This is a genomic window from Sorangium sp. So ce1335 (genome assembly GCF_051521615.1).
Lineage (GTDB): Bacteria > Myxococcota_A > Polyangia > Polyangiales > Polyangiaceae > Sorangium.
This window is the reverse complement of the sequence record NZ_CP150363.1, coordinates 3,608,973-3,627,120: the sequence shown is the minus strand read 5'-3', so window position 1 is coordinate 3,627,120 and position 18,148 is coordinate 3,608,973. Positions and strand designations below refer to the sequence as shown.

The window sequence follows — 18,148 nt, the reverse complement described above, 5'->3', positions numbered from 1 at the left end:
TTCTCAGCTCCAGTGCGCGGTCAACTCGAGGTGTTCGTCGTCGTCCCCGCCGCCCGCGAGGATGCGCAGGCGGACGTGGTGGGCGCCGCCGATCTCGAGGAGCTGTTCGCAGGACCCGATGACCTCTGTCCACATGTTCTCGTCGAAGCCGCGGCAGCCGCTCCAGCGAGCGCGGGTGAAGCCGCGGCGGGATTCGAGGACCTGGACGCCGCCGACAGCGTAGTAGCTGGAGAAGACGCGCTGACCGAGGGAGAAGAGGCTGGAAGGGGAGATGAGCGCCGCGATGACCTTGTAGATGCCGCTCATGTCGTCGCGGGTGCACTGGCGGCCAATCTGGTGGATGAGGTCCTTGCCCTCGCCGCTGGCGCGCCGGATGGCCTGGAAGAGGTCCCTGTACCAGGCGATCGGGTACCAGCCGGTGGAGACGATGCTGCCGTAGCGGATGCCGTGGCGCAGCGGCTCGCACATCGCGTCGAGGCTGCGCTTCTGGAGGGGCTCTCCGCGCAGCTTGCCGAGGCTCGCGTACACCGAGCGAAACGCCACGCCCTTGACCCTGGGTTCGTCGGTCATCCAGTCGCGCCAGCGCCCTCGGCCACGAGGGTACCGCGCCCCTCGCGCGCAGGCCAGAGAGGAGCCGTCCGCCCACGCGTGGCCAGAGCCCTTGGGCGGGCAGCGACGTGCCCGGCCGGGCGCGTTGACCGCAGGGCCGCCAGGCGGCGCAGCGCGCCCTCCGTCCTGATCCGGGCGCTCGGGCGTGGCTCGGGTGTTCAGGTGGTGATGGGTGACCGAGGACGATGGCCGGGCGCCGTCATCGCGCGTTCGCCGAGTGTGCTTTTCATACGCGAGCGTCTCTGATACGAAGTCATCATGAGACACTTGCGACGATTCTTCGTGTGCTCGATGCTGGCGGCCCTCACGATCCCGGTCGGCTGTGGAGCGGAGGCGCCGGAGAGCGCCGAGCAGGCGCCCGATGTCGGCTCGATCAGCCTCTCCCTCGTCGGGACGAGCGCCACGGGCGAGACGTACCGCCTGTCCCGCGCGTGGTTCGAGCTCCACGGGCCGACGAGCCGGATCGTCCATGGAGACGGCGACATGACGGCGCTCACGGAGGTGCTGCCGGTCGGCCGGTATGACGTGTACCTGCAGCCCGGCTGGATCCTCGAGCGGTGGACGGGCTCCGGGTACCAGTACCTTCCGGCGACCCTGACGTCGGCGAACCCGACGCCGGTCTTCATCAATGAGGGCGCGACGTCGACGGTCATGTTCCTGTTCCGGGCGGACGGCGATGTCGTCTCCGTCGGCCAGGGGACGCTCGACATCCTCATCGGGGTCGACGACACGGCGCTGCGCGAGGACAACGACGTGGCCTGCAGCAACGGCCGCGATGACGACGGCGACGGCTACGCGGATTGCAGCGATCCGGAGTGCCAGTGGCAGCCCTTCTGCGCACCGTGGACCGAGGACAACGACGTTGCGTGCAGCAACGGCCGCGATGACGACGGCGACGGCTACACGGATTGCAGCGATCCGGAGTGCCAGTGGCAGCCCTTCTGCGCACCGTGGCCCGAGAACGACGACGTGGCGTGCAGCAACGGCTACGATGACGACGGCGACGGCTACGCGGATTGCAGCGATCCGGAGTGCCAGTGGCAGCCCTACTGCGTACGGTGGCCCGAGGACAACGACGGGGCGTGCAGCAACGGCTACGACGACGACGGCGACGGGCTCGCCGATTGCAGCGATCCGGACTGCCAGTGGCAGCCCTTCTGCGCATGGTGGCCGCCCGAGGACAGCGACGTGGCCTGCAGCAACGGCTACGATGACGACGGCGACGGCTACACGGATTGCGGCGATCCGGACTGCCAGTGGCAGCCCTTCTGCGCGTGGTGGCCCGAGGACAACGACGTGGCCTGCAGCAACGGCTACGATGACGACGGCGACGGGCTCGCCGATTGCAGCGATCCGGACTGCCAGTGGCAGCCCTTCTGCGCGACGTAGGGCGTCCTCATCGAGGGGTTCGGGGGCGGCGAGTTCTTCGCCCACCCCGGCGAGGTGCTCTGAGGTCGGCCGCCCGGCCAGCGCGCAGCCGGCCGAGCCGACGCGACCGGCGGCCTCAGGCGTCCACGCGCAGCACGAAGAAGTCCTGCATCGTCGCCGCGGCCACGTGCGCGCCGTCGGGCGCGAACGCCAGCGCCGCGCGCGAGGTCCCAGACCGCCACGTGATAGGCGTCGCGGCCGGAGCCGGGCCGCCCGGTGCGACTCTGGCGCATTTTGCGGTTCAGCCAAAGCATAATAGATCATCGTGACAGGCAACTCCTCGCGCTCGATGCCACGGGAATTGCCAGCGGCAACGAGGTCGCCTATGCGTGGCGCATGTCCTTTATCCGAAATACTCGGTTCCGTTTCCTCACGACCGCCGGCGCGCTGCTCCTCGCGGTCGCGGCGTGCGGCGACGACGACTCGAACGCAAGCTCGGCGAACACGAGCACGAGCACCAGCACCAGCACCAGCACGAGCACCAGCGGCACGGGCACGGGCGGCGGTGACGGCGGCGCGGGCGTCGGCGACGGCGGCGCCGGCGGCGGTGACGGCGGCGCGGGCGCCACGGGCGGCGGCGACGGCGGCGCGGGCGGCGGTGACGGCGGCGGTGACGGCGGCGCGGGCAGCGGTGAAGGCGGCGGCAGCGGCGGCGCCGGCGGCGCGCCTGCGGACGCCGCGGCGTGGGCGGACGTGGAGCCCATCCTCATGGCGCGCTGCGCGCCCTGCCACACAACCCCTGCGATGCCCGCCGGCGGTTTCAGCATCAGCTACGACTCCTCGCAGCAAGACGCAGAGTTCGCGGCGTGCAAGCGACAGGGGCTCTCGAGGGGCGCGTGTTCCCTCGTGCGCGTCCTCGACGGCTCCATGCCGGGCGTGTCGGCGGGCATGGCCAGGTGCACCGGCGACCCGGCGCGGGACGCCGGCAACGCCAAGTGCCTGACCGCCGACGAGCAGGCGACGCTCAAGAGCTGGGTCGACGGCGGCGAGCTCCCTTGACCGGCCGAGGCGCGGCCTCTCCCCGCGCGGCGGCGGCGGCCCGCATCGCTGGACGGCGCCCGCCTCCCTCCCCTTCCTGCGCGCGCCGCAGCAGGCGATCACCACCCGGCTGCTGCTGAGGCAGCAGCCGAGCTCCTCACCGCGCGTCCACGCGGACAACCCCCCTGGCCCGATTGGTGCTTGGGCCCGCCGCGGCGGATCCCGATGAGCACCCCTGCAACACCGTCTGTTCCCCTCGCCTCCGAGATCGACGACCTCGCCGACGTGCTGGTGATCGGCGGCGGCCCCGCCGGCGCGTGGGCGGCGCTCGGGGCCGCCGCGAGCGGGGCGCGCAGCGTGGTGCTCGTCGACAAGGGGTATTGCGGCACCTCGGGCGCCACGGCCCCCGCGAACACCGGCGCCTGGTACGTGACGCCGGAGGGCGCCGCGCGCGAGCGCGCCATCGAGAGCCGGTATGCGCGGAGCGGCGGGCTCGCCCACCGCGAGTGGATGGCGCGCGTCCTCGACGAGACATGGACGCAGATCAACCAGCTCGCGGCGTGGGGCTATCCCTTCCCGGTCGACGACAGCGGCCTCCAGTACCGCGCCAACCTGCGGGGCCCCGATTACATGTACTTCCTGCGCCGGCAGCTCCGGCGCGCCGGCGTCCGCATCCTCGACCACGCGCCCGCCCTCGAGCTGCTCGTCAGCGACGGCGTCGTCGCCGGCGCGCAGGGCTACTCGCGCCAGGCGGACGCCCCGTGGCGCGTCCGCGCCGGGGCCGTGGTGCTCGCCAGCGGCGGCTGCGCGTTCCTCAGCAAGGCGCTCGGCTGCGACGTCAACACGGGAGACGGCTACCTGATGGCCACCGAGGTGGGCGCAGAGCTCTCCGGCATGGAGTTCTCGGCCCAGTACGGCATCAGCCCGGCGTACGCCTCGGTCACCAAGGGGCTCCCCTACTTCTGGGCGACGTTCACCGCCGAGTCCGGCGAGGAGATCGACACCCGCGGCAACCGCATGCTCGCGGTGGCCAGGGCGCTCGGCCGCGGGCCGGTCTACGCGGTGCTCGACCGCGCCGGCCCCGAGATCCAGCGCTGGCTGCGCGACGGGCAGCCGAACTGCTTCTTGCCGCACGACCGGCTCGGCATCGACCCGTTCCAGCAGCGGTTCCCTGTCACGCTGCGCTCCGAGGGCACCGTGCGCGGCAGCGGCGGGATCCGCGTCGTCGACGAGGCGTGCGCGACGAGCGTCCCGGGGCTCTACGCCGCGGGCGACGCGGCCTCGCGCGAGCTCATCGTCGGCGCCTCGAGCGGCGGCGGCAGCCCCAACGCGGCCTGGGCCATCTCGAGCGGCACCTGGGCGGGCCACGCCGCGGCGCGCTTCGCGGAGCGCCTCGGCGAGCGCGCCGCGGAGAGGCCCGCGCGCGCCGCCGGGACCGTCGGCCTCCGGCCCGGCGCCGCGGCGGGCGGGCTCGACGCCCGGGAGATCATCGACCTCGTCCAGCAGGAGGTGCTGCCGCTCGACAAGAACCTCTTCCGCCGCGGCGACCGGCTCGAGGCCTCGCTCGATCGGCTCGACGGCGCCTTTCGCGAGGCGAGCGCGCACCTCCACGCCGCCGGCGTCGCCCGGATCCGGGCGCGCGAGGCGGCCGCGCTGCTCGCCACAGCGCGGCTCTGCTACCGCAGCGCGCTCGCGCGCGCCGAGTCCCGCGGGCTGCACCAACGCACCGACCTGCCGGGCACCGATCCCGGCCAGGCGCATTGCCTCATCAGCGGCGGGCTCTCGTCCATCTGGGTCGAGCCGCGCCGGCCCCCTCACCCGCAGCCCCATGGAGGAGATCTCGCGTGATCGAGCTCTTGAGCGACGCCCGCTGCATCGACTGCAACCTCTGCGTCAAGGTCTGCCCGACGAACGTCTTCGAGGCGCGGCCCGGCGCGGCGCCCTTCATCGCGCGCCAGGACGACTGCCAGACCTGCTTCATGTGCGAGCTCTACTGCCCGACCGACGCGCTGTACGTGAGCCCGCTCGCGGAGCTCCGCGAGCCCGTCGCGGAGGAGCGGCTCGAGCGGGACGGCCGGCTGGGCAGCTACGCGCACCACCTCGGGTGGCGCGCCGCGAGGCCGGGCGGCACGGACCGCGACCCCACGTTCCGGTTCCGCGCCGTGACGGCCGGGCAGTGAACACAGCGTGAGGCTCCCGCGCGGCGCCCTCCCCTGCAAGGGGGCGAGCGCCGCCGGAGGGCGACGACCCGTCGGCTCATGAGGGCGCGCTCGGCGCCCAGGGGATACGGTGGAAATCAAGACCTCTCTGCAGCGCGCCCCGGGCGCGCCGTCGCTCCCGGACACGCCGCTCCGGTTCATCCTCCACTTCGTCGCCCGTTACCGCCCCTGGTATCTGGCGATGTTCGTCCTGGAGTCGGCCCACGCCACGTCCGGGATCATGATCCCGTACGCCGTCGGCCAGGTCATCAAGGGCGTGACGCAGGAGTCGAGCGCCGGCCGCGCCGCGCTGACAGGCGAGGTCCGCGGCGCGCTGACGCTGTTCGTCGTGCTCATCGCGTGTGAGTTCCTGTTCAGCCGCGCCGCCGGGCTGTGCCAGATCCTCGTCGGGCCGTGGCAGCGCCAGAACGTGACGCGCAACCTCTACGCGTACCTCCAGCACCACTCCCACCGTTACCTCAGCAACAACTTCGCCGGGGCGCTCGCCCACCGCATCAGCGAGACGTCGATGGGCGTCTCGCAGACGCTGTGGGCCATCCTCTTCGACTTCTGGCCCATCGCCATCGTCTTCTCCGTCTCGATCGGCCTGCTCTACCGCGCCCACCCGGAGCTCGCGGCGTTCGTCTCGGCCTGGGCCGTGCTGTTCGTCGGCGTCTCGTACTGGCTCGCGACCCGCTGTCAGCCGCACGCGGTGCGCGCCGCGGCCGCGCGGAGCGAGACGACGGGCAAGCTCGTCGACTCGGTCACGAACCTCACGAGCGCGCGGCTCTTCGCCCGGTTCGGCTTCGAGCGCGAGTACCTGGACGAGCAGCTCGCCCGGGAGCTCCGGGCCGTGCGCCGGTCGAACTGGTACTCCGAGCGCGTGCGGTGGTTCCAGTTCGCGTCGGCCGCGCTCCTCAAGGTGGGCACGCTCTACCAGGCGCTCCGGCTCTGGCAGCGCGGCGACATCGGCGTCGCCGAGTTCGTCATGGCGACGAGCCTGTCGCTCCTCATCATCAACGAGGCGCGCAACCTCAGCCGCCGCTTCCTCGAGTTCTTCGAGTTCGTCGGCAACGTCGCGAACGGGGTGAACACCATCGTCCGCTCCCACGAGCTCGTCGACAGGCCCGCCGCCGTCGCGCCGCGGATCGAGCGCGGCCACGTCGAGCTCCGGGACGTCTCCTTCGGCTACACGCCCGACCGCCCGATCTTCGAGGGGCTCAACCTCACGATCCCGCGCGGCCAGCGCGTCGGCCTCGTCGGCTTCTCCGGCTCCGGCAAATCGACCTTCGTCAGCCTCCTGCTCCGCCTTTACGATATCGACGCTGGCCAGATCCTGATCGACGGCGTGGACATCCGCGACATGACGCAGGACGCGCTGCACGAGCAGATCAGCCTGATCCCGCAGGATCCGAGCCTGTTCCACCGGACGCTGCTCGAGAACATCCGCTACGGCCGCCTCGACGCGGCCGATGAGGAGGTCGTCGACGCCGCGCGCAAGGCGCACGCGCACGAGTTCATCGCGCAGATGAAGGACGGCTATCGCTCGATGGTCGGCGAGCGCGGCGTCAAGCTCTCCGGCGGCCAGCGCCAGCGCATCGCCATCGCGCGCGTCATCCTGAAGGACGCGCCGATCCTGCTCCTCGACGAGGCGACGTCGAGCCTCGACTCGATCACCGAGAAGGCCATCCAGGACACGCTCGATGGGGTCATGAAGGGCAAGACGGTGCTCGTCGTGGCCCACCGCCTCTCGACGGTCGTCCACCTCGACCGCATCCTCGTGTTCGACGGCGGCCGGATCATCGAGGACGGCACCCACGCCGAGCTGCTCGCCCGGGGCGGGGCGTACCAGCGGCTCTGGAGCAAGCAGTCCGACGGCTTCCTCACGGAGAGCGCCGCCGAGGAGCCGGGACGGCGGGCGAGCCTACTTGAAGCTCCACGGCTGCGGCTGGTCCATCCGGGCGCGTAGGCCTTCTTCCCAGCGGACGAGCCGCGGCGTGACCCACGCCGCGCCCGCGGCCAGCGCGACGCCGGCGACCACGTCCACCGCGTAGTGCCAGCGGAGGAGCATCGTCGAGATGATGATGTTGAACGAGAAGAACGCGGCCACCACGGCGAGCCAGAAGAGCCGCCGGTCGGTGCGGGCGCGGTGGAACGCGTACAGGGCGAACCAGAGCGGCGCGGCGGTGTGCAGCGAGGGAAAGACGTCCTTCATCGCGCCGCCGGCCTGCACGACGCTGCTCACGGCGCCCCAGAAGAAGCCGCCGTCGAGCGGCCCCTGATAGAGGTGCTCCATCGCCTTGATGGGGCCATAGGCGGGGACCGCCATGTAGACGAGCTGGCCAACGCAGTAGACGATCGAGGTGCCGACCGCGTACTCGCTCGTGCCGCGGCCGGGGCGCGCCACCCACACGGCCAGGAGCATCGAGAGGAAGCAGATGAAGAAGTAGCTGAAGTAGAAGAACGAGAACCACTCCACGATGGGGCGCGTATTGAAGCGCTCCATCCAGAGCGCCGGCTCCACGCGGAAGAGGAGGATATCGAGCTGGAGGAGCTCCGCGTCGAGGTTGTCGCTCCGGACCGTCGGCAGGATGGTCCGGAGCGACAGGTAGTTGAGGAGGAAGGCGCCGACGAGCGATAGCCGGTAAACGATGCTCCGGAGCAGCGGCGCCACGAACGTGGCGCGCCGCACGAACACGCAGAGGGACACCATGGCGGCGATGCCGGCCAGATTGCGGTGGATGCACTGGGCTTGCACCTCGCTCGGCGGCGCGAAGAGCAGGCAGATCGTCGTCACGACGAGATAGCCGATGAGGATCACGTCGTGGAGGGAGAACACGCCGACCAGGGCGCGCAGCGCGTCCCTCCCGAGCGCGCCGGCGCGCTCGACGTCGACCAGCCCGCGGGAGCCGGCCACCTTACCACAGTCCGTTGTAAGCCTCTCGTGCATGGGGGAATGTTCCAGGGATGGTGTGGTGCGCGCGTTGGCAGCGGGAGCCCCGCCGCTCTGTACCACGTGTGGCGTGCCCGTGACATCACAGCAACCCGGGGGCCACGCGCACGTCGAGTTTTCGACGGGCTTCTGCGCGATGTGTGACAGCAGCGGGCGGCGCCCGCACGCGGGATCGGCCTCCCCGGGACGGCTCGGCCCGGCCATGCCGGGCGCCGGCGCGCGGCGAGCGCGCGCGGCGCGGCCTCGCGCCTGCGAACGCGGCGACGCAGCGGCGCAGATGGTACGCGTCGCCCGCCAACCCTGCGCGTCCCGATGCGCGCTGCCGGGGCTCCCGGACGCGCAGAATCTGCGCGGACGCGCTCCCTGCACTCCCTGCGTGCTCGACGCGCCGACCGCGCGAGTCTGCCGACGAGAAGTCACGAGCGGGCGGCCTACCGCGCCAGTCTGCCGACGAGGGTCTGCCGCCGAGAAGTCAAGAGCGGAGGTGGACCGCGTCAACCTGTCGCCGAGGGTCTACGCCGACGGGTCGAGCGCGGACGGCGTGTCGTCACGGGTGCTCCGCCTGAGCCGCGCGTGGGCCTCGCTCTCATGGATCGCGCGACGGCGCGCCGGTGCGCGGCGCCGCGCGGATGGTCCAGCCCGTCAAGGGACTTGACACGACAAGCGCGCGAGCCGCCGCGTCACGTCGGCGACGTCGCGAGCGCTGGACGTCACGCCGAGGAGCGCTGATGTCCTGAGCTCCATCGCGTCCGCTCGCCGCGGATCACCGCTGCTCCCGCGCTGACGGGGCGTGATGGCCCGTGCGCTCATCCGCGGTGGGGCAGTCTGCCGCGCGGCGGATCCGGGCCTGGAAAATCTGTATCGGCCAGGCTGGGCAGCGCGCTCCCGCGGCGCCGCGGCCCCCTCCGCTGCCGCGAGGCAGCCCGGCGCGCGCCGGGAGTTCTTGCGGATCGACGCGGCTTTTGCGCGTCCCGGACGACCCCGGGCCGCGCGGAGCTCCGGGAGGGTCGCGCCGGATCAGCCGGGAAATACGCCTGTATCCATGGCTCCTTGTCCATGGCATCCACGTTGCAGTCACCCGATACGAACGACATCGTTCAGCGGAGATTCGCGGGGTGCTGCGCCTGGCTTGCCCTGGGAGCGTGCTGAACGATGCGACCAGACACCAAGGAGACAAGTCATGGCACAGCAGCAGAATCAGAGCAGCAGTCGTGGGTTCGCGGCGATGGATCAGAAGCAGCAGCGCGCCATCGCGAGCATGGGCGGCAAGGCCGCGCACCAGAAGGGTACGGCCCACGAGTTCAGCTCCGAGGAGGCCCGCGCTGCCGGCCGCAAGGGCGGCGCGACGGTGAGCCAGAACCGCGAGCACATGGCCGCCATCGGCCGCAAGGGCGGCGCGGCGGTGAGCCAGAACCGCAGCCACATGGCCCAGATCGGGCGCAAGGGCGGCGAGGCGCGGGGCGACAGCGCGACCAACGCGCAGAACCAGGCGCGCGAGCAGGAGCAAGAGGAGCGCGGCGGCAGCCACGAGGAGCACGCCGGCGCGGGCCAGCAGAGCCACTGAGCCGCGGGGTCGGCGCTGAGGACAGCGCCCCTCACCTGAGGCGCCGGAGACGCAGGGGAATCGCCCCCTGCGCGCTCCTGGCGCCTCTGGCGCTTCCGGGGTGGCCTTCGCGAGTCTGGATCGTCGTCCCGGCGCGGCCGAGCGCCGCGCGGGCCTGGCGCGGCCGAGCGCCGCGCGGGCCTGGCGCGGCCGAGCGCCGCGCGGGCCCGGCGTGGCCGAGCGCCGCGCGGGCCGGTGCGTCACGGGGACAGGGTGACGACGAAGAGGTCGCCGTTGTCGCGGTTCCGTGCGGGCGCGCTGTGCTCGAGGGCGGGCAGGCCGCCGCCGAGCTCGAGCCGCTCGCCGAAGAAGAGGCCGGCCGCCACGGTGTTGCCGCTGGCGGTCACCGCCTGGGCCGTGATGAACGAGTAGAACCCGTCCGGGTAGACGTCGGTCCAGAGCGCCTCGGAGAAGTCCGGGCTGAGCTTGGCGATGAACGCGTCGCCCGACGCGGGCGCCCCGACGGCGATGGGCTCGCCGCCGAGCGAGAGCGACCGGGTGAAGTAGCCGCTCAGCACGTGGTTGCCCCAGGGATCCTGGGAGAGACCCCACACGAACTCGTCGCCCGCGGACGGGAACCCGCGCGCCGCGAGCGGCTCGCCCGCCACCGCATCGAACTGGGCGATGTAGAGGTCGTATTCCCCCGGCGCGGAGAGCTCGATGTCCGTGGCCCCGACGCGGAACGCCGCCCCGTAATTGCCGAGCACGACGGGGTTGCCGTCGATCCCGAGGCTCACGAGCTTGGCGAACTGCTCGCCGGCGCCGCCCAGCTCGGTGGCCCAGACGAGCTCGCCCGAGGCGAGGTCGAGCCGGAGGAGCAGCCCGTCGATGCCATAGATCGGCTCGCCGCCGCCCCCGGAGCCGCCCGCGCCGGAGGTCTCGCGATCGATCGAGCTCTCCAGGATGCCGCCGTCGATCTCGAGGATGCCGCCGAACGCGCCGGTCGCATAGACGGCCGACCCGCCGACAGCGATGCTGCGGAATCGCTGCCAGCTGTTCGTGGATCCGAAGCGCTTGCTCCAGAGGTGACCGCCGCCGGCGTCGAGCTTGGCGATGACGGCGTTGTCGACGCCGGTGCCCCTGAGCGCGCCGGTGGCGTGCTCGCTGAAGTTGATGCTGCCGTTCGCGACGCCGAGGACCACGATCTCGTCCTCCGCGGTGACGGCGACGGCCGTGGCGTACTGGTCGAGCGCGTCGCCGAAGCGCTTGCTGAAGAGGTGATTTCCCTCGGCGTCGAGCTTGGCGAGGAAGAGATCCCGCCCGCCGGCGCTCACGAGCTCCGTGCTCGGGTCGTCGCCGAAGTTGACGGTCCCCGCGAACTCGCCGGCGATGACGATGTTGCCGCTCGAGTCGGTCGCCACGGCGAGCGGGTACTGCTCGGCTCCATCGCCGAAGCGCCTGCTCCAGAGGTGGCCGCCGGCCGCGTCGAGCTTGACGACGAAGATGTCGTGACCGCCCGCGCTCACCAGCCCATCGGCCTCTCCACCGAAGTTGACCGCCGTCTCGAAGCCGCCGACGAGGACGATGTTCTCGTCCTGATCCGCCGCGATCGCCTCGACGCGATCGTTGTCGCGATCGCCGGCGCTGATCCCCCAGAGGGCCTCCCCGAGGAACGCCGGCGGCTCGCCGCCGCCGCTGCCCCCGGCGCCGCCGCTGCCCCCGGCGCCGCCTTCACCGCTGCCCCCGGCGCCGCCTTCACCGCTGCCCCCGACGCCCCCGACGCCGCTGCCCGCGGCGCCCCCGACGCCGCCTTGCCCGCCCGCGCCGCCAGCGCCGCCTGCGCCGCTGCCCCCGACGCCGCCTTCCCCGCCGGCTCCACCTTGCCCGCCAGCGCCCCCGGCTCCGCCTTCCCCGCCGGCTCCACCTTGCCCGCCAGCGCCTCCGACGCCGCCTTCCCCGCCGGCTCCGCCTTGCCCGCCAGCGCCTCCGGCTCCGCCTTCCCCGCCGGCGCCTCCGATGCCGCCTTCCCCGCCGGCGCCTCCGGCCCCGCCTTGGCCGCCGCTGCCGCCTTCGCCGCCTTCGCCGCCCTGCCCCCCCGCGCTGCTCGAGGATGCCGTGGTGCCGCCCCCAGGGTCCGAGTCGCAGCCGTCGCAGCCCAGGGGCAGCCCCATGCTCGTCAGCAGAGCGATCTGGGCCACTTTCGTCACGAAGTGCTCTTTCATTCTTCCTCCATGCATCGACGAAGTTCCCCCGCCGCCGGGGTTCGGTGGAGCCCAAGGAGGGTCCGCTGACCGCCGTTGTGGGTCATCGAACGTCCTCATCCGCCGTGCCGTGAAGCTCGAGTACGCGGGTGCGCCGATCGAATCAAGCAGGTGCCCGGACCAAATGTGAGCGACATCCTGCTACCCCTCGCCCGCCCCGGCGGCGCGCCGCGGCCGCGGCGATCGCCTTCACCATGGGCGGTTCGCTCCAGCCTCGCGCGAGCCGCCCGCGGTGCGCGTTTCCGCTCCGGCGCGCCCCTGCGCTCCGGCCTCGCGCGCTGCGCGCAGTACCGGTTCGCCTCAACGTGGCGGAATGCCTCACCCGATTTCGCGGCAGCGCGGCGACTTTCAGCCGAATGCGCGGCTCCTGACGTCTCTCGGACGTCGATTGGACATCCATCGGAAGTCAACCGCCCACGGTACGCGGCCTGCATGGTCGAGCAGCCTGATGCGGAAGGCCTGGCTCCGGAGCGCAACGATCCTCTGCGCGCTCGCGCTTCTCGCCTGCAGCGCCGACAAGGGCCGCGCGCGGGAGAGCGCCGGCGCGCCGGAGGGCGGGGTCGCGCCGCAGGCCGCGGCGCCGGAGGACGCGGCGCGCGAGGACGCCGGGCCGAGGCCAGCGACGCCATTTCGCGTGGCCACCTACAACGGCGGGCTCGCGATGGGCGTGATGAAGTACGTCGACGAGCGCGCGGAGCCCCTGATCCGCGCGCTCGCCGAGCAGCCGGTCGACCTGCTCTGCGTGCAGGAGTTCTGGCTCGAGGAGCACTGGCAGAGCCTCGTCGCCGCAACGTCCAGCACCCTGCGGAGCACGTTCCGGCTCCCCCCTGGCCACGAGGACGGAGGGTGCTCGAAGCAGGAGACGGATCCGCTCGTGGCGTGCGCGGCCGAGCGCTGCGCCAGACTGAAGCAGCACGCGCTCCTCCCCTGTCTCCTCCAGAGCTGTCCGACGAGGCTCACCGGCCTGTCGCCGGATTGCTTCAACTGCCTCTCCGCGAACCCGCGGAAGGGGCCTGACGAGCTTGCGCAGGCGTGCCTTCGCGCGCAGCCGAAGAGCGCCGCCGGCGCGCGTCCCCCCGCGCGCGCCGGCGGCGCGAGGGCCCCGGAGGCCTACTCCGGCGCCTCCGGCACGGCCATCCTCACGAACGCCGAGATCCTCGAGCGCGACGCGCTGGTGCTCCCGTCCGCGATCGACCGCCGCGCCGTGCTCTATACGCGGGTCTCACCCCCCTCGATCGGCGAGCTCCACGTCTTTTGCACCCACCTCACGGCGAGCATGGAGGGCGTCCCGCACCCCCGCAACACGACGTGGCAGAAGGACCAGTCGGCGCAGATCGACGCGCTCCTCGCCTACGTGGACCGGAAGACGGGCGGCCGCGGCGCGACGCTCCTGCTCGGCGATCTGAACACCGGCCCCGCCATCGCGCCGTCGATCTCGGCGCGCCTGCCCGCCCATTACGACCGGCTGCTCGCGCGCGGTTTCGTGAACCCGTACGCGTCCCAGGAGGACGCGAGATGCACGTATTGCTTCGACAACCCCCTCGACGGCGGCAAGGGCACCCGCGGCGTGCTGATCGATCACGTCCTCTTGCGCGGCTTCGAGGGCGACGCCACCGGGACCCAGATCATGCGCTCGAGCCTCACGATCGACGCCGGCAAGCGGAAGGTGAAGAGCGGCTTCTCCGACCATTACGGGCTCCTCGTCACCCTGTCGAGGCGCGACACGTGACGCGCCGGGCGCCTCGCGTGGGTTCGCTCCTGCTTCACAAGGCCTCTCCGGAGGTGATGGCCACGATCGCGACGACCGACACGACCGAGACGACGGACACGTTCGATCAACGATGACCCGGCGCCGGGGCGCAGCCCCCGGCGCCCACCCGTGGAGACGTTATGACGGAGCGAGCTTACGACAAGAACACCGTCTGGACCCACGCAGTACTCCCTCCGATGGCCCCCCTCGCGGCAGATCACACGGCGGACGTGTGCGTTGTGGGCGCCGGGATCGCCGGGCTGACGACGGCGTATCTCCTCGCGAAGGCGGGCAAGCGCGTCGTCGTCCTCGACAACGGCGCGGTCGGCGGGGGCGAGTCGGGGTTCACCACCGCGCACATCACCCACGCGCTCGACCGGCGCTGGGCGTCGCTCACGAAGCTGCACAGCGCGGGCGATCTGCGCCGCGCCGCGCGCGCCCACACCGTGGCGATCGACACGATCGAGCGGATCGTGAAGGAAGAGGAGATCGACTGCGATTTCCGGCGCGTGCACGGCTATCTCTACGCGGCCCCGGGGTCGCCGCCGAGCACGCTCCGCGACGAGATCGAGGCCGCGCACCGCGCCGGGCTCGGCTCGGTCCATTACGTCGACCGGGCGCCCCTGCTCGATTTCGACACCGGGCCCGCGGTCTGCTTCCCCGATCAGGCGCAGTTCCACATCCGCCGCTACCTCGCGGGGCTCTCGCGGGCGATAGAGCGCGACGGCGGCAAGCTCTACACGCTGGCGCACGTGACCGACGTCGACGAGGGCGCGATGCCTCAGCAGGTCGTCGTCGAGACGGCCCGGGGGCACAAGATCGTGGCGAGCGAGGCCGTGCTCGCCACGAGCTCTCCGTTCATCCCGCGCATCAGCGTGCACATGAAGCAGGCCGGCTACCGCACCTACGTCATCGGCCTGCGCATGCCGCGGGGCGCCGTCCCGCCGGGCCTCTACTGGGACACGGCCGATCCGTTCCATTACGTGCGCCTCGCCAACGTCGACGGCGCGGACGGCCCCGACGAGGTGCTCATCGTGGGCGGCGAGGACCACAAGACGGGCCAGGCCGGCGACGCGGACCAGCGCCACGCGCGGCTCGAGGCGTGGGCGAGGGAGCGCTTCACGCAGGCGGGCGAGGTGCTCCACCGCTGGTCCGGCGAGGTGATGGAGACGGTCGACGGGCTCGCCTACATCGGCCGGGTCAAGGGCGGCTCGCGCATCCTCATCGCGACGGGCGACTGCGGCAACGGGATGACCCACGGCACGATCGCCGGGCTCGTGATCTCGGATCTCGTCCAGGGCCGCGACAACCCGCTGGCGTCGGTCTTCGATCCGACGCGCGTCAACCTGAGCCTGGCCGCCGTCTCCGAGTATGTGAAGGAGAACGTCAACGTGGCGTGCCAGTACGCCTCGTGGCTCGGCAAGGGCGATGTCGACGACACGTCGCGAATCGCCCCCGGCGCGGGCGCGGTGGTGCGCAGGGGCCTGAAGAAGCTCGCCGTCTACCGCGATCCGCAGGGGCAGATCCATGCGATGTCGGCGATGTGCTCTCACCTCGGCGGCATCGTGTCGTGGAATCCCTCGGAGAAGAGCTGGGACTGCCGCTGTCACGGGGCGCGGTACGACGCGATGGGCCGGGTCATCCGCGGCCCGGCGACGGCGGATCTCGCCCCGGCGGCGCCGATCGAGGCGCCCGCTGGCGCCGGAGAGTCCGTGACGCCGCCGAGGACGCCGGAGGTCGTCCCCGTCCCGGTGACGGCCGTGTCCGTGCCCCAGAGTCGCCCCGCCGGCTGACCTGCGGGCACGTTGACCCCCGCGCGAGCGGCGTGCGAGCATGACCGGGTGGTCCGGGAAGGTCCCGGCAGCTTGGTGATGACATGAGTTTGCTGCGCCTTCGTGCCTCGCGCGCCGCAGGCATCGCCCTGGCCGTCCTCTCGATGGCCGGGGCGCTCCCGGCGCGGGCCGAGCCCACGGCGGCCGATCGTCAGACAGCGCGGACGCTCCTCATCGAGGGGCGCAAGAAGCGCGACGCCGGGGACGTCACGGGCGCCCGGGCCGATTTCCAGGCGGCCCACGCGCTCGTGCGCGCCCCCACGACGGGGCTCGACCTGGCGCGCGCCGACGAGGCGCTCGGCCGGCTGATCGAGGCCCGGGAGACGGCCTACGAGGTCGTCCACCTGCCCCTCGGCAAGGAGGAGCCCCCCGCGTTCACCCACGCGCGGGCGGCGGCCGCGGCCATGGTCGAGCAGCTCGACGCGCGCATCCCGTCGCTCCTCCTGCGCGTCGAGGGCGCGCCGCTCGACGCGGTCGAGGCGCGGGTGGACGGCCAGCCGATCCCGCGCGCGGCGCTCCCCTACCCGCGCAAGCTCAACCCGGGTCGGCACGAGGTGGTGGTGACGGCGCCCGGGTTCCGGACCGAGCGGCGCGACGTCGCGCTGAAGGAGGCGGAGCGCGCGCCGGTGGAGGTCCGCATCGCCCTCGTCCCGGGGGAGTCGACGCCGCCGGCGACCGGCGGCGGAGGGCAGCCCCCGCCCGTGGACGCGCCGCCGGCGGAGCCCCGCGCGCCGGTTCCGCTGTGGGCGTGGGCTGCGGGCGGGGTCGGGCTCGCGGCGCTCGGGGGGAGCGTTGCGTTCGCTGTCGATCACGCGGCCGCGCGCGACCGGGTGGAGAAGGACTGCCCCGGGTCCGTGTGCGACCGCCGCCTCCACGACTTCGAGAGCATGGAGGCGCTCCGGGCGCGCTGGAACCGGAGCCTGGGCCTGTCGCTGACCCTCGGCGCCGTGGGGCTCGCCGGCGTGGGCGCGGCCGTGGGCGGCATCCTCCTGCGGCCCAGGGCGGGCACCGAGCGCGCCGCGCCGCTCGTGCCGCTCGTCACCCCCACCGCGCGCGGCGTCGTGTGGCAGGGAGTTTTCTGATGAGAACGCAAAGATCCCGCCCGGTTGCAGCGCGCGCGAGGTCGGGCAGTGCGGCGCTCGGCAGGGCGGCGCTCGGCACGGCGGCGCTCGCTTCGGCGGCGCTCGGCCGGGCGGCGCTCGCCTCGGCGGCGCTCGCCTCGGCGGCGCTCGGCTGCGCGCCGGAGCTCAGCTTGCCGGCGCCGGAGGGCTCCGGCGGCGCGGGGGGTGGCGCGTCGCCGTCGGGCGGCGAGGTGCAGTGGGCGCGCGCGCTCGGGGGCGACGGGGAGCGGGCCGGGGCGAGCGTCGCGGTGGCCGACGACAGCACCGCGGCGCTGCTCGGCAGGCTCACCGAGGACGAGAGCGTGGCGCTCGACGACCGGAGCGTGGCCCCCATCGGCGCCGAGAACGTCTTCTGGGCGCGGCTCGCGGCGAACGACGGGTCGGGGCTCGATCTGAAGCGCTTCGGGGCGTTCGACCCGCAGATCGTGAACGCTGTCGCGACGGACGACGACGAGAGCCTCCTCGTCGCGGGGGAGTTCTCCGGGACGCTGGCGTTCGGCGGCGCGCCGCGGACGAGCGCCGGCGGGCGGGACGGCTACGTCGCGCGGCTCGACGCCGAGGGGCGGGAGCTGTGGGTCCAGACGCTCGGCGGCCGGGGCTTCCAGGCGGCGACGGGCGTGGCGGCGAGCGCGACGGGGCGCATCGTCGTGGCCGGGCGCTTCACGGGCGCGCTGACGATCGGCGGGGACAGGCTCGAGAGCGCCGGCGGCAGCGACGTGTTCGTGGCGAGCTTCGACGCCGACGGGACGCCGCTCTGGAGCCGGCGGTTCGGCGACGGCTTCGATCAGCAGGCGCGCGCCGTGGCGATGGACGAGGACGGCAACGCGGTCGTCGTGGGCGATTTCGGCGGCACGCTCGACCTCGGCGGCGAGCCGCTGGAGAGCGCCGGCGATCTCGACGTGTTCGTCGCGAGCCTCGACGCGCTCGGCGACCACCGCTGGAGCAAGCGCTTCGGCGACGCGGGGCTCCAGCGGGCCCGTGCCGTGGCGGTGGACGGGGCGGGCGACGTGATCCTCGGCGGCGAGTTCGGCGGGACGATCGATCTCGGCGGGGGCCCACGGACGGCCGACGCGCGGGAGGCGGTGTTCGTGGCCAAGCTCGACGCGCGGGGCGAGCACCGTTACAGCCGGGTCATCGGCGAGCGGGGCGCGTCGCTGGGGCAGCTCCTTGTGGACGGGACGGGCGACGTGATCGTCGTCGGCGGGTTCCTCGGGGAGGCCTCGCTCGCGGGCGAGCCGGTGGAGAGCGCGGGGGGCGACGACGTGTTCGTCGCCAAGCTCGATCCGGAGGGCGGCACGCGGTGGAGCCACCGCTTCGGCGGATCGGGCGCGGACCGGGCGACCGGCGTGGCGGTCGACCGCGAGCGGCAGGTGTTCGTGACCGGCGCGTTCACCGGCAAGGTGCGGTTCGGGACGGAGCAGCTCGAGGGCGGCGAGGGCACGGACGTGTTCGTGACGAAGCTGTCGCCATGAAGG

The 18,148-nt window shown here is 72.9% G+C and carries 13 protein-coding genes; 10 read left to right on the top strand and 3 right to left on the bottom strand.

Annotation, left to right across the window (positions count from 1 at the left end):
- Positions 1-3: 3 nt before the first annotated feature.
- On the bottom strand, positions 4-570 hold the full coding sequence (locus WMF24_RS13550) for a hypothetical protein (RefSeq protein ID WP_437736806.1): 567 nt from the start codon (positions 568-570) through the stop codon (positions 4-6).
- Positions 571-867: 297 nt separating this feature from the next.
- Between WMF24_RS13550 and WMF24_RS13545 the strand changes: the two genes are divergently transcribed.
- From WMF24_RS13545 to WMF24_RS13525, 5 genes are all read left to right on the top strand, one after another.
- Positions 868-1,998: a hypothetical protein gene (locus WMF24_RS13545; protein WP_437736805.1), complete on the top strand. Its 1,131-nt coding sequence runs from the start codon at positions 868-870 to the stop codon at positions 1,996-1,998.
- A 375-nt stretch (positions 1,999-2,373) separates the two neighbouring features.
- Positions 2,374-3,036, top strand: a complete 663-nt coding sequence (locus WMF24_RS13540; protein WP_437736804.1) for a hypothetical protein — start codon at positions 2,374-2,376, stop codon at positions 3,034-3,036.
- Positions 3,037-3,240: 204 nt separating this feature from the next.
- Positions 3,241-4,863 carry an FAD-dependent oxidoreductase gene (locus WMF24_RS13535; protein WP_437736803.1) on the top strand — a complete coding sequence of 541 codons (1,623 nt, stop codon included), beginning with the start codon at positions 3,241-3,243 and terminating at the stop codon, positions 4,861-4,863.
- Positions 4,860-5,195 carry a 4Fe-4S binding protein gene (locus WMF24_RS13530; protein WP_437736802.1) on the top strand — a complete coding sequence of 112 codons (336 nt, stop codon included), beginning with the start codon at positions 4,860-4,862 and terminating at the stop codon, positions 5,193-5,195. Before WMF24_RS13535 ends, WMF24_RS13530 begins: the two co-directional genes overlap by 4 nt.
- 220 nt (positions 5,196-5,415) lie before the next feature.
- Entirely contained in the window at positions 5,416-7,182 is a 1,767-nt protein-coding gene (locus tag WMF24_RS13525) for an ABC transporter ATP-binding protein (protein ID WP_437738801.1), read from the top strand.
- Here the strand turns inward: WMF24_RS13525 and WMF24_RS13520 are convergent.
- A complete protein-coding gene (locus tag WMF24_RS13520; protein WP_437736801.1) occupies positions 7,138-8,163 on the bottom strand; it encodes a phosphatase PAP2 family protein in 1,026 nt (341 codons plus the stop codon). The genes WMF24_RS13525 and WMF24_RS13520 overlap by 45 nt on opposite strands.
- A 1,183-nt stretch (positions 8,164-9,346) precedes the next feature.
- Between WMF24_RS13520 and WMF24_RS13515 the strand changes: the two genes are divergently transcribed.
- Positions 9,347-9,730, top strand: coding sequence for a KGG domain-containing protein (locus tag WMF24_RS13515; protein WP_437736800.1), 384 nt, complete (start codon positions 9,347-9,349; stop codon positions 9,728-9,730).
- A gap of 239 nt (positions 9,731-9,969) precedes the next feature.
- Here WMF24_RS13515 and WMF24_RS13510 read toward each other — a convergent pair whose 3' ends face one another.
- Positions 9,970-11,916, bottom strand: a complete 1,947-nt coding sequence (locus WMF24_RS13510) for a PE-PGRS family protein (RefSeq protein WP_437736799.1) — start codon at positions 11,914-11,916, stop codon at positions 9,970-9,972.
- A 502-nt stretch (positions 11,917-12,418) separates the two neighbouring features.
- Between WMF24_RS13510 and WMF24_RS13505 the strand changes: the two genes are divergently transcribed.
- The 4 genes from WMF24_RS13505 (at position 12,419) to WMF24_RS13490 (ending at position 18,145) form a co-directional block, all read left to right on the top strand.
- Positions 12,419-13,699: an endonuclease/exonuclease/phosphatase family protein gene (locus tag WMF24_RS13505; protein ID WP_437736798.1), complete on the top strand. Its 1,281-nt coding sequence runs from the start codon at positions 12,419-12,421 to the stop codon at positions 13,697-13,699.
- A gap of 161 nt (positions 13,700-13,860) precedes the next feature.
- Positions 13,861-15,513 (top strand): FAD-dependent oxidoreductase, encoded by a 1,653-nt coding sequence (locus tag WMF24_RS13500; RefSeq protein ID WP_437736797.1) that lies wholly within the window; start codon positions 13,861-13,863, stop codon positions 15,511-15,513.
- 83 nt (positions 15,514-15,596) lie between these two features.
- Positions 15,597-16,634: a hypothetical protein gene (locus tag WMF24_RS13495; protein ID WP_437736796.1), complete on the top strand. Its 1,038-nt coding sequence runs from the start codon at positions 15,597-15,599 to the stop codon at positions 16,632-16,634.
- A complete protein-coding gene (locus WMF24_RS13490; protein ID WP_437736795.1) occupies positions 16,634-18,145 on the top strand; it encodes a hypothetical protein in 1,512 nt (503 codons plus the stop codon). The genes WMF24_RS13495 and WMF24_RS13490 overlap by 1 nt, the downstream gene beginning before the upstream one ends.
- Positions 18,146-18,148 lie beyond the last annotated feature (3 nt).

Bases quoted from the DNA above. Each gene is read 5' to 3' on its own strand.
- WMF24_RS13550 (WP_437736806.1), bottom strand. From the start codon at position 570: ATGACCGACGAACCCAGGGTCAAGGGCGTGGCGTTTCGCTCGGTGTAC.
- WMF24_RS13545 (WP_437736805.1), top strand. From the start codon at position 868: ATGAGACACTTGCGACGATTCTTCGTGTGCTCGATGCTGGCGGCCCTC.
- WMF24_RS13540 (WP_437736804.1), top strand. From the start codon at position 2,374: ATGTCCTTTATCCGAAATACTCGGTTCCGTTTCCTCACGACCGCCGGC.
- WMF24_RS13535 (WP_437736803.1), top strand. From the start codon at position 3,241: ATGAGCACCCCTGCAACACCGTCTGTTCCCCTCGCCTCCGAGATCGAC.
- WMF24_RS13525 (WP_437738801.1), top strand. From the start codon at position 5,416: ATGTTCGTCCTGGAGTCGGCCCACGCCACGTCCGGGATCATGATCCCG.
- WMF24_RS13520 (WP_437736801.1), bottom strand. From the start codon at position 8,163: ATGCACGAGAGGCTTACAACGGACTGTGGTAAGGTGGCCGGCTCCCGC.
- WMF24_RS13515 (WP_437736800.1), top strand. From the start codon at position 9,347: ATGGCACAGCAGCAGAATCAGAGCAGCAGTCGTGGGTTCGCGGCGATG.
- WMF24_RS13505 (WP_437736798.1), top strand. From the start codon at position 12,419: ATGCGGAAGGCCTGGCTCCGGAGCGCAACGATCCTCTGCGCGCTCGCG.
- WMF24_RS13500 (WP_437736797.1), top strand. From the start codon at position 13,861: ATGACGGAGCGAGCTTACGACAAGAACACCGTCTGGACCCACGCAGTA.
- WMF24_RS13495 (WP_437736796.1), top strand. From the start codon at position 15,597: ATGAGTTTGCTGCGCCTTCGTGCCTCGCGCGCCGCAGGCATCGCCCTG.
- WMF24_RS13490 (WP_437736795.1), top strand. From the start codon at position 16,634: ATGAGAACGCAAAGATCCCGCCCGGTTGCAGCGCGCGCGAGGTCGGGC.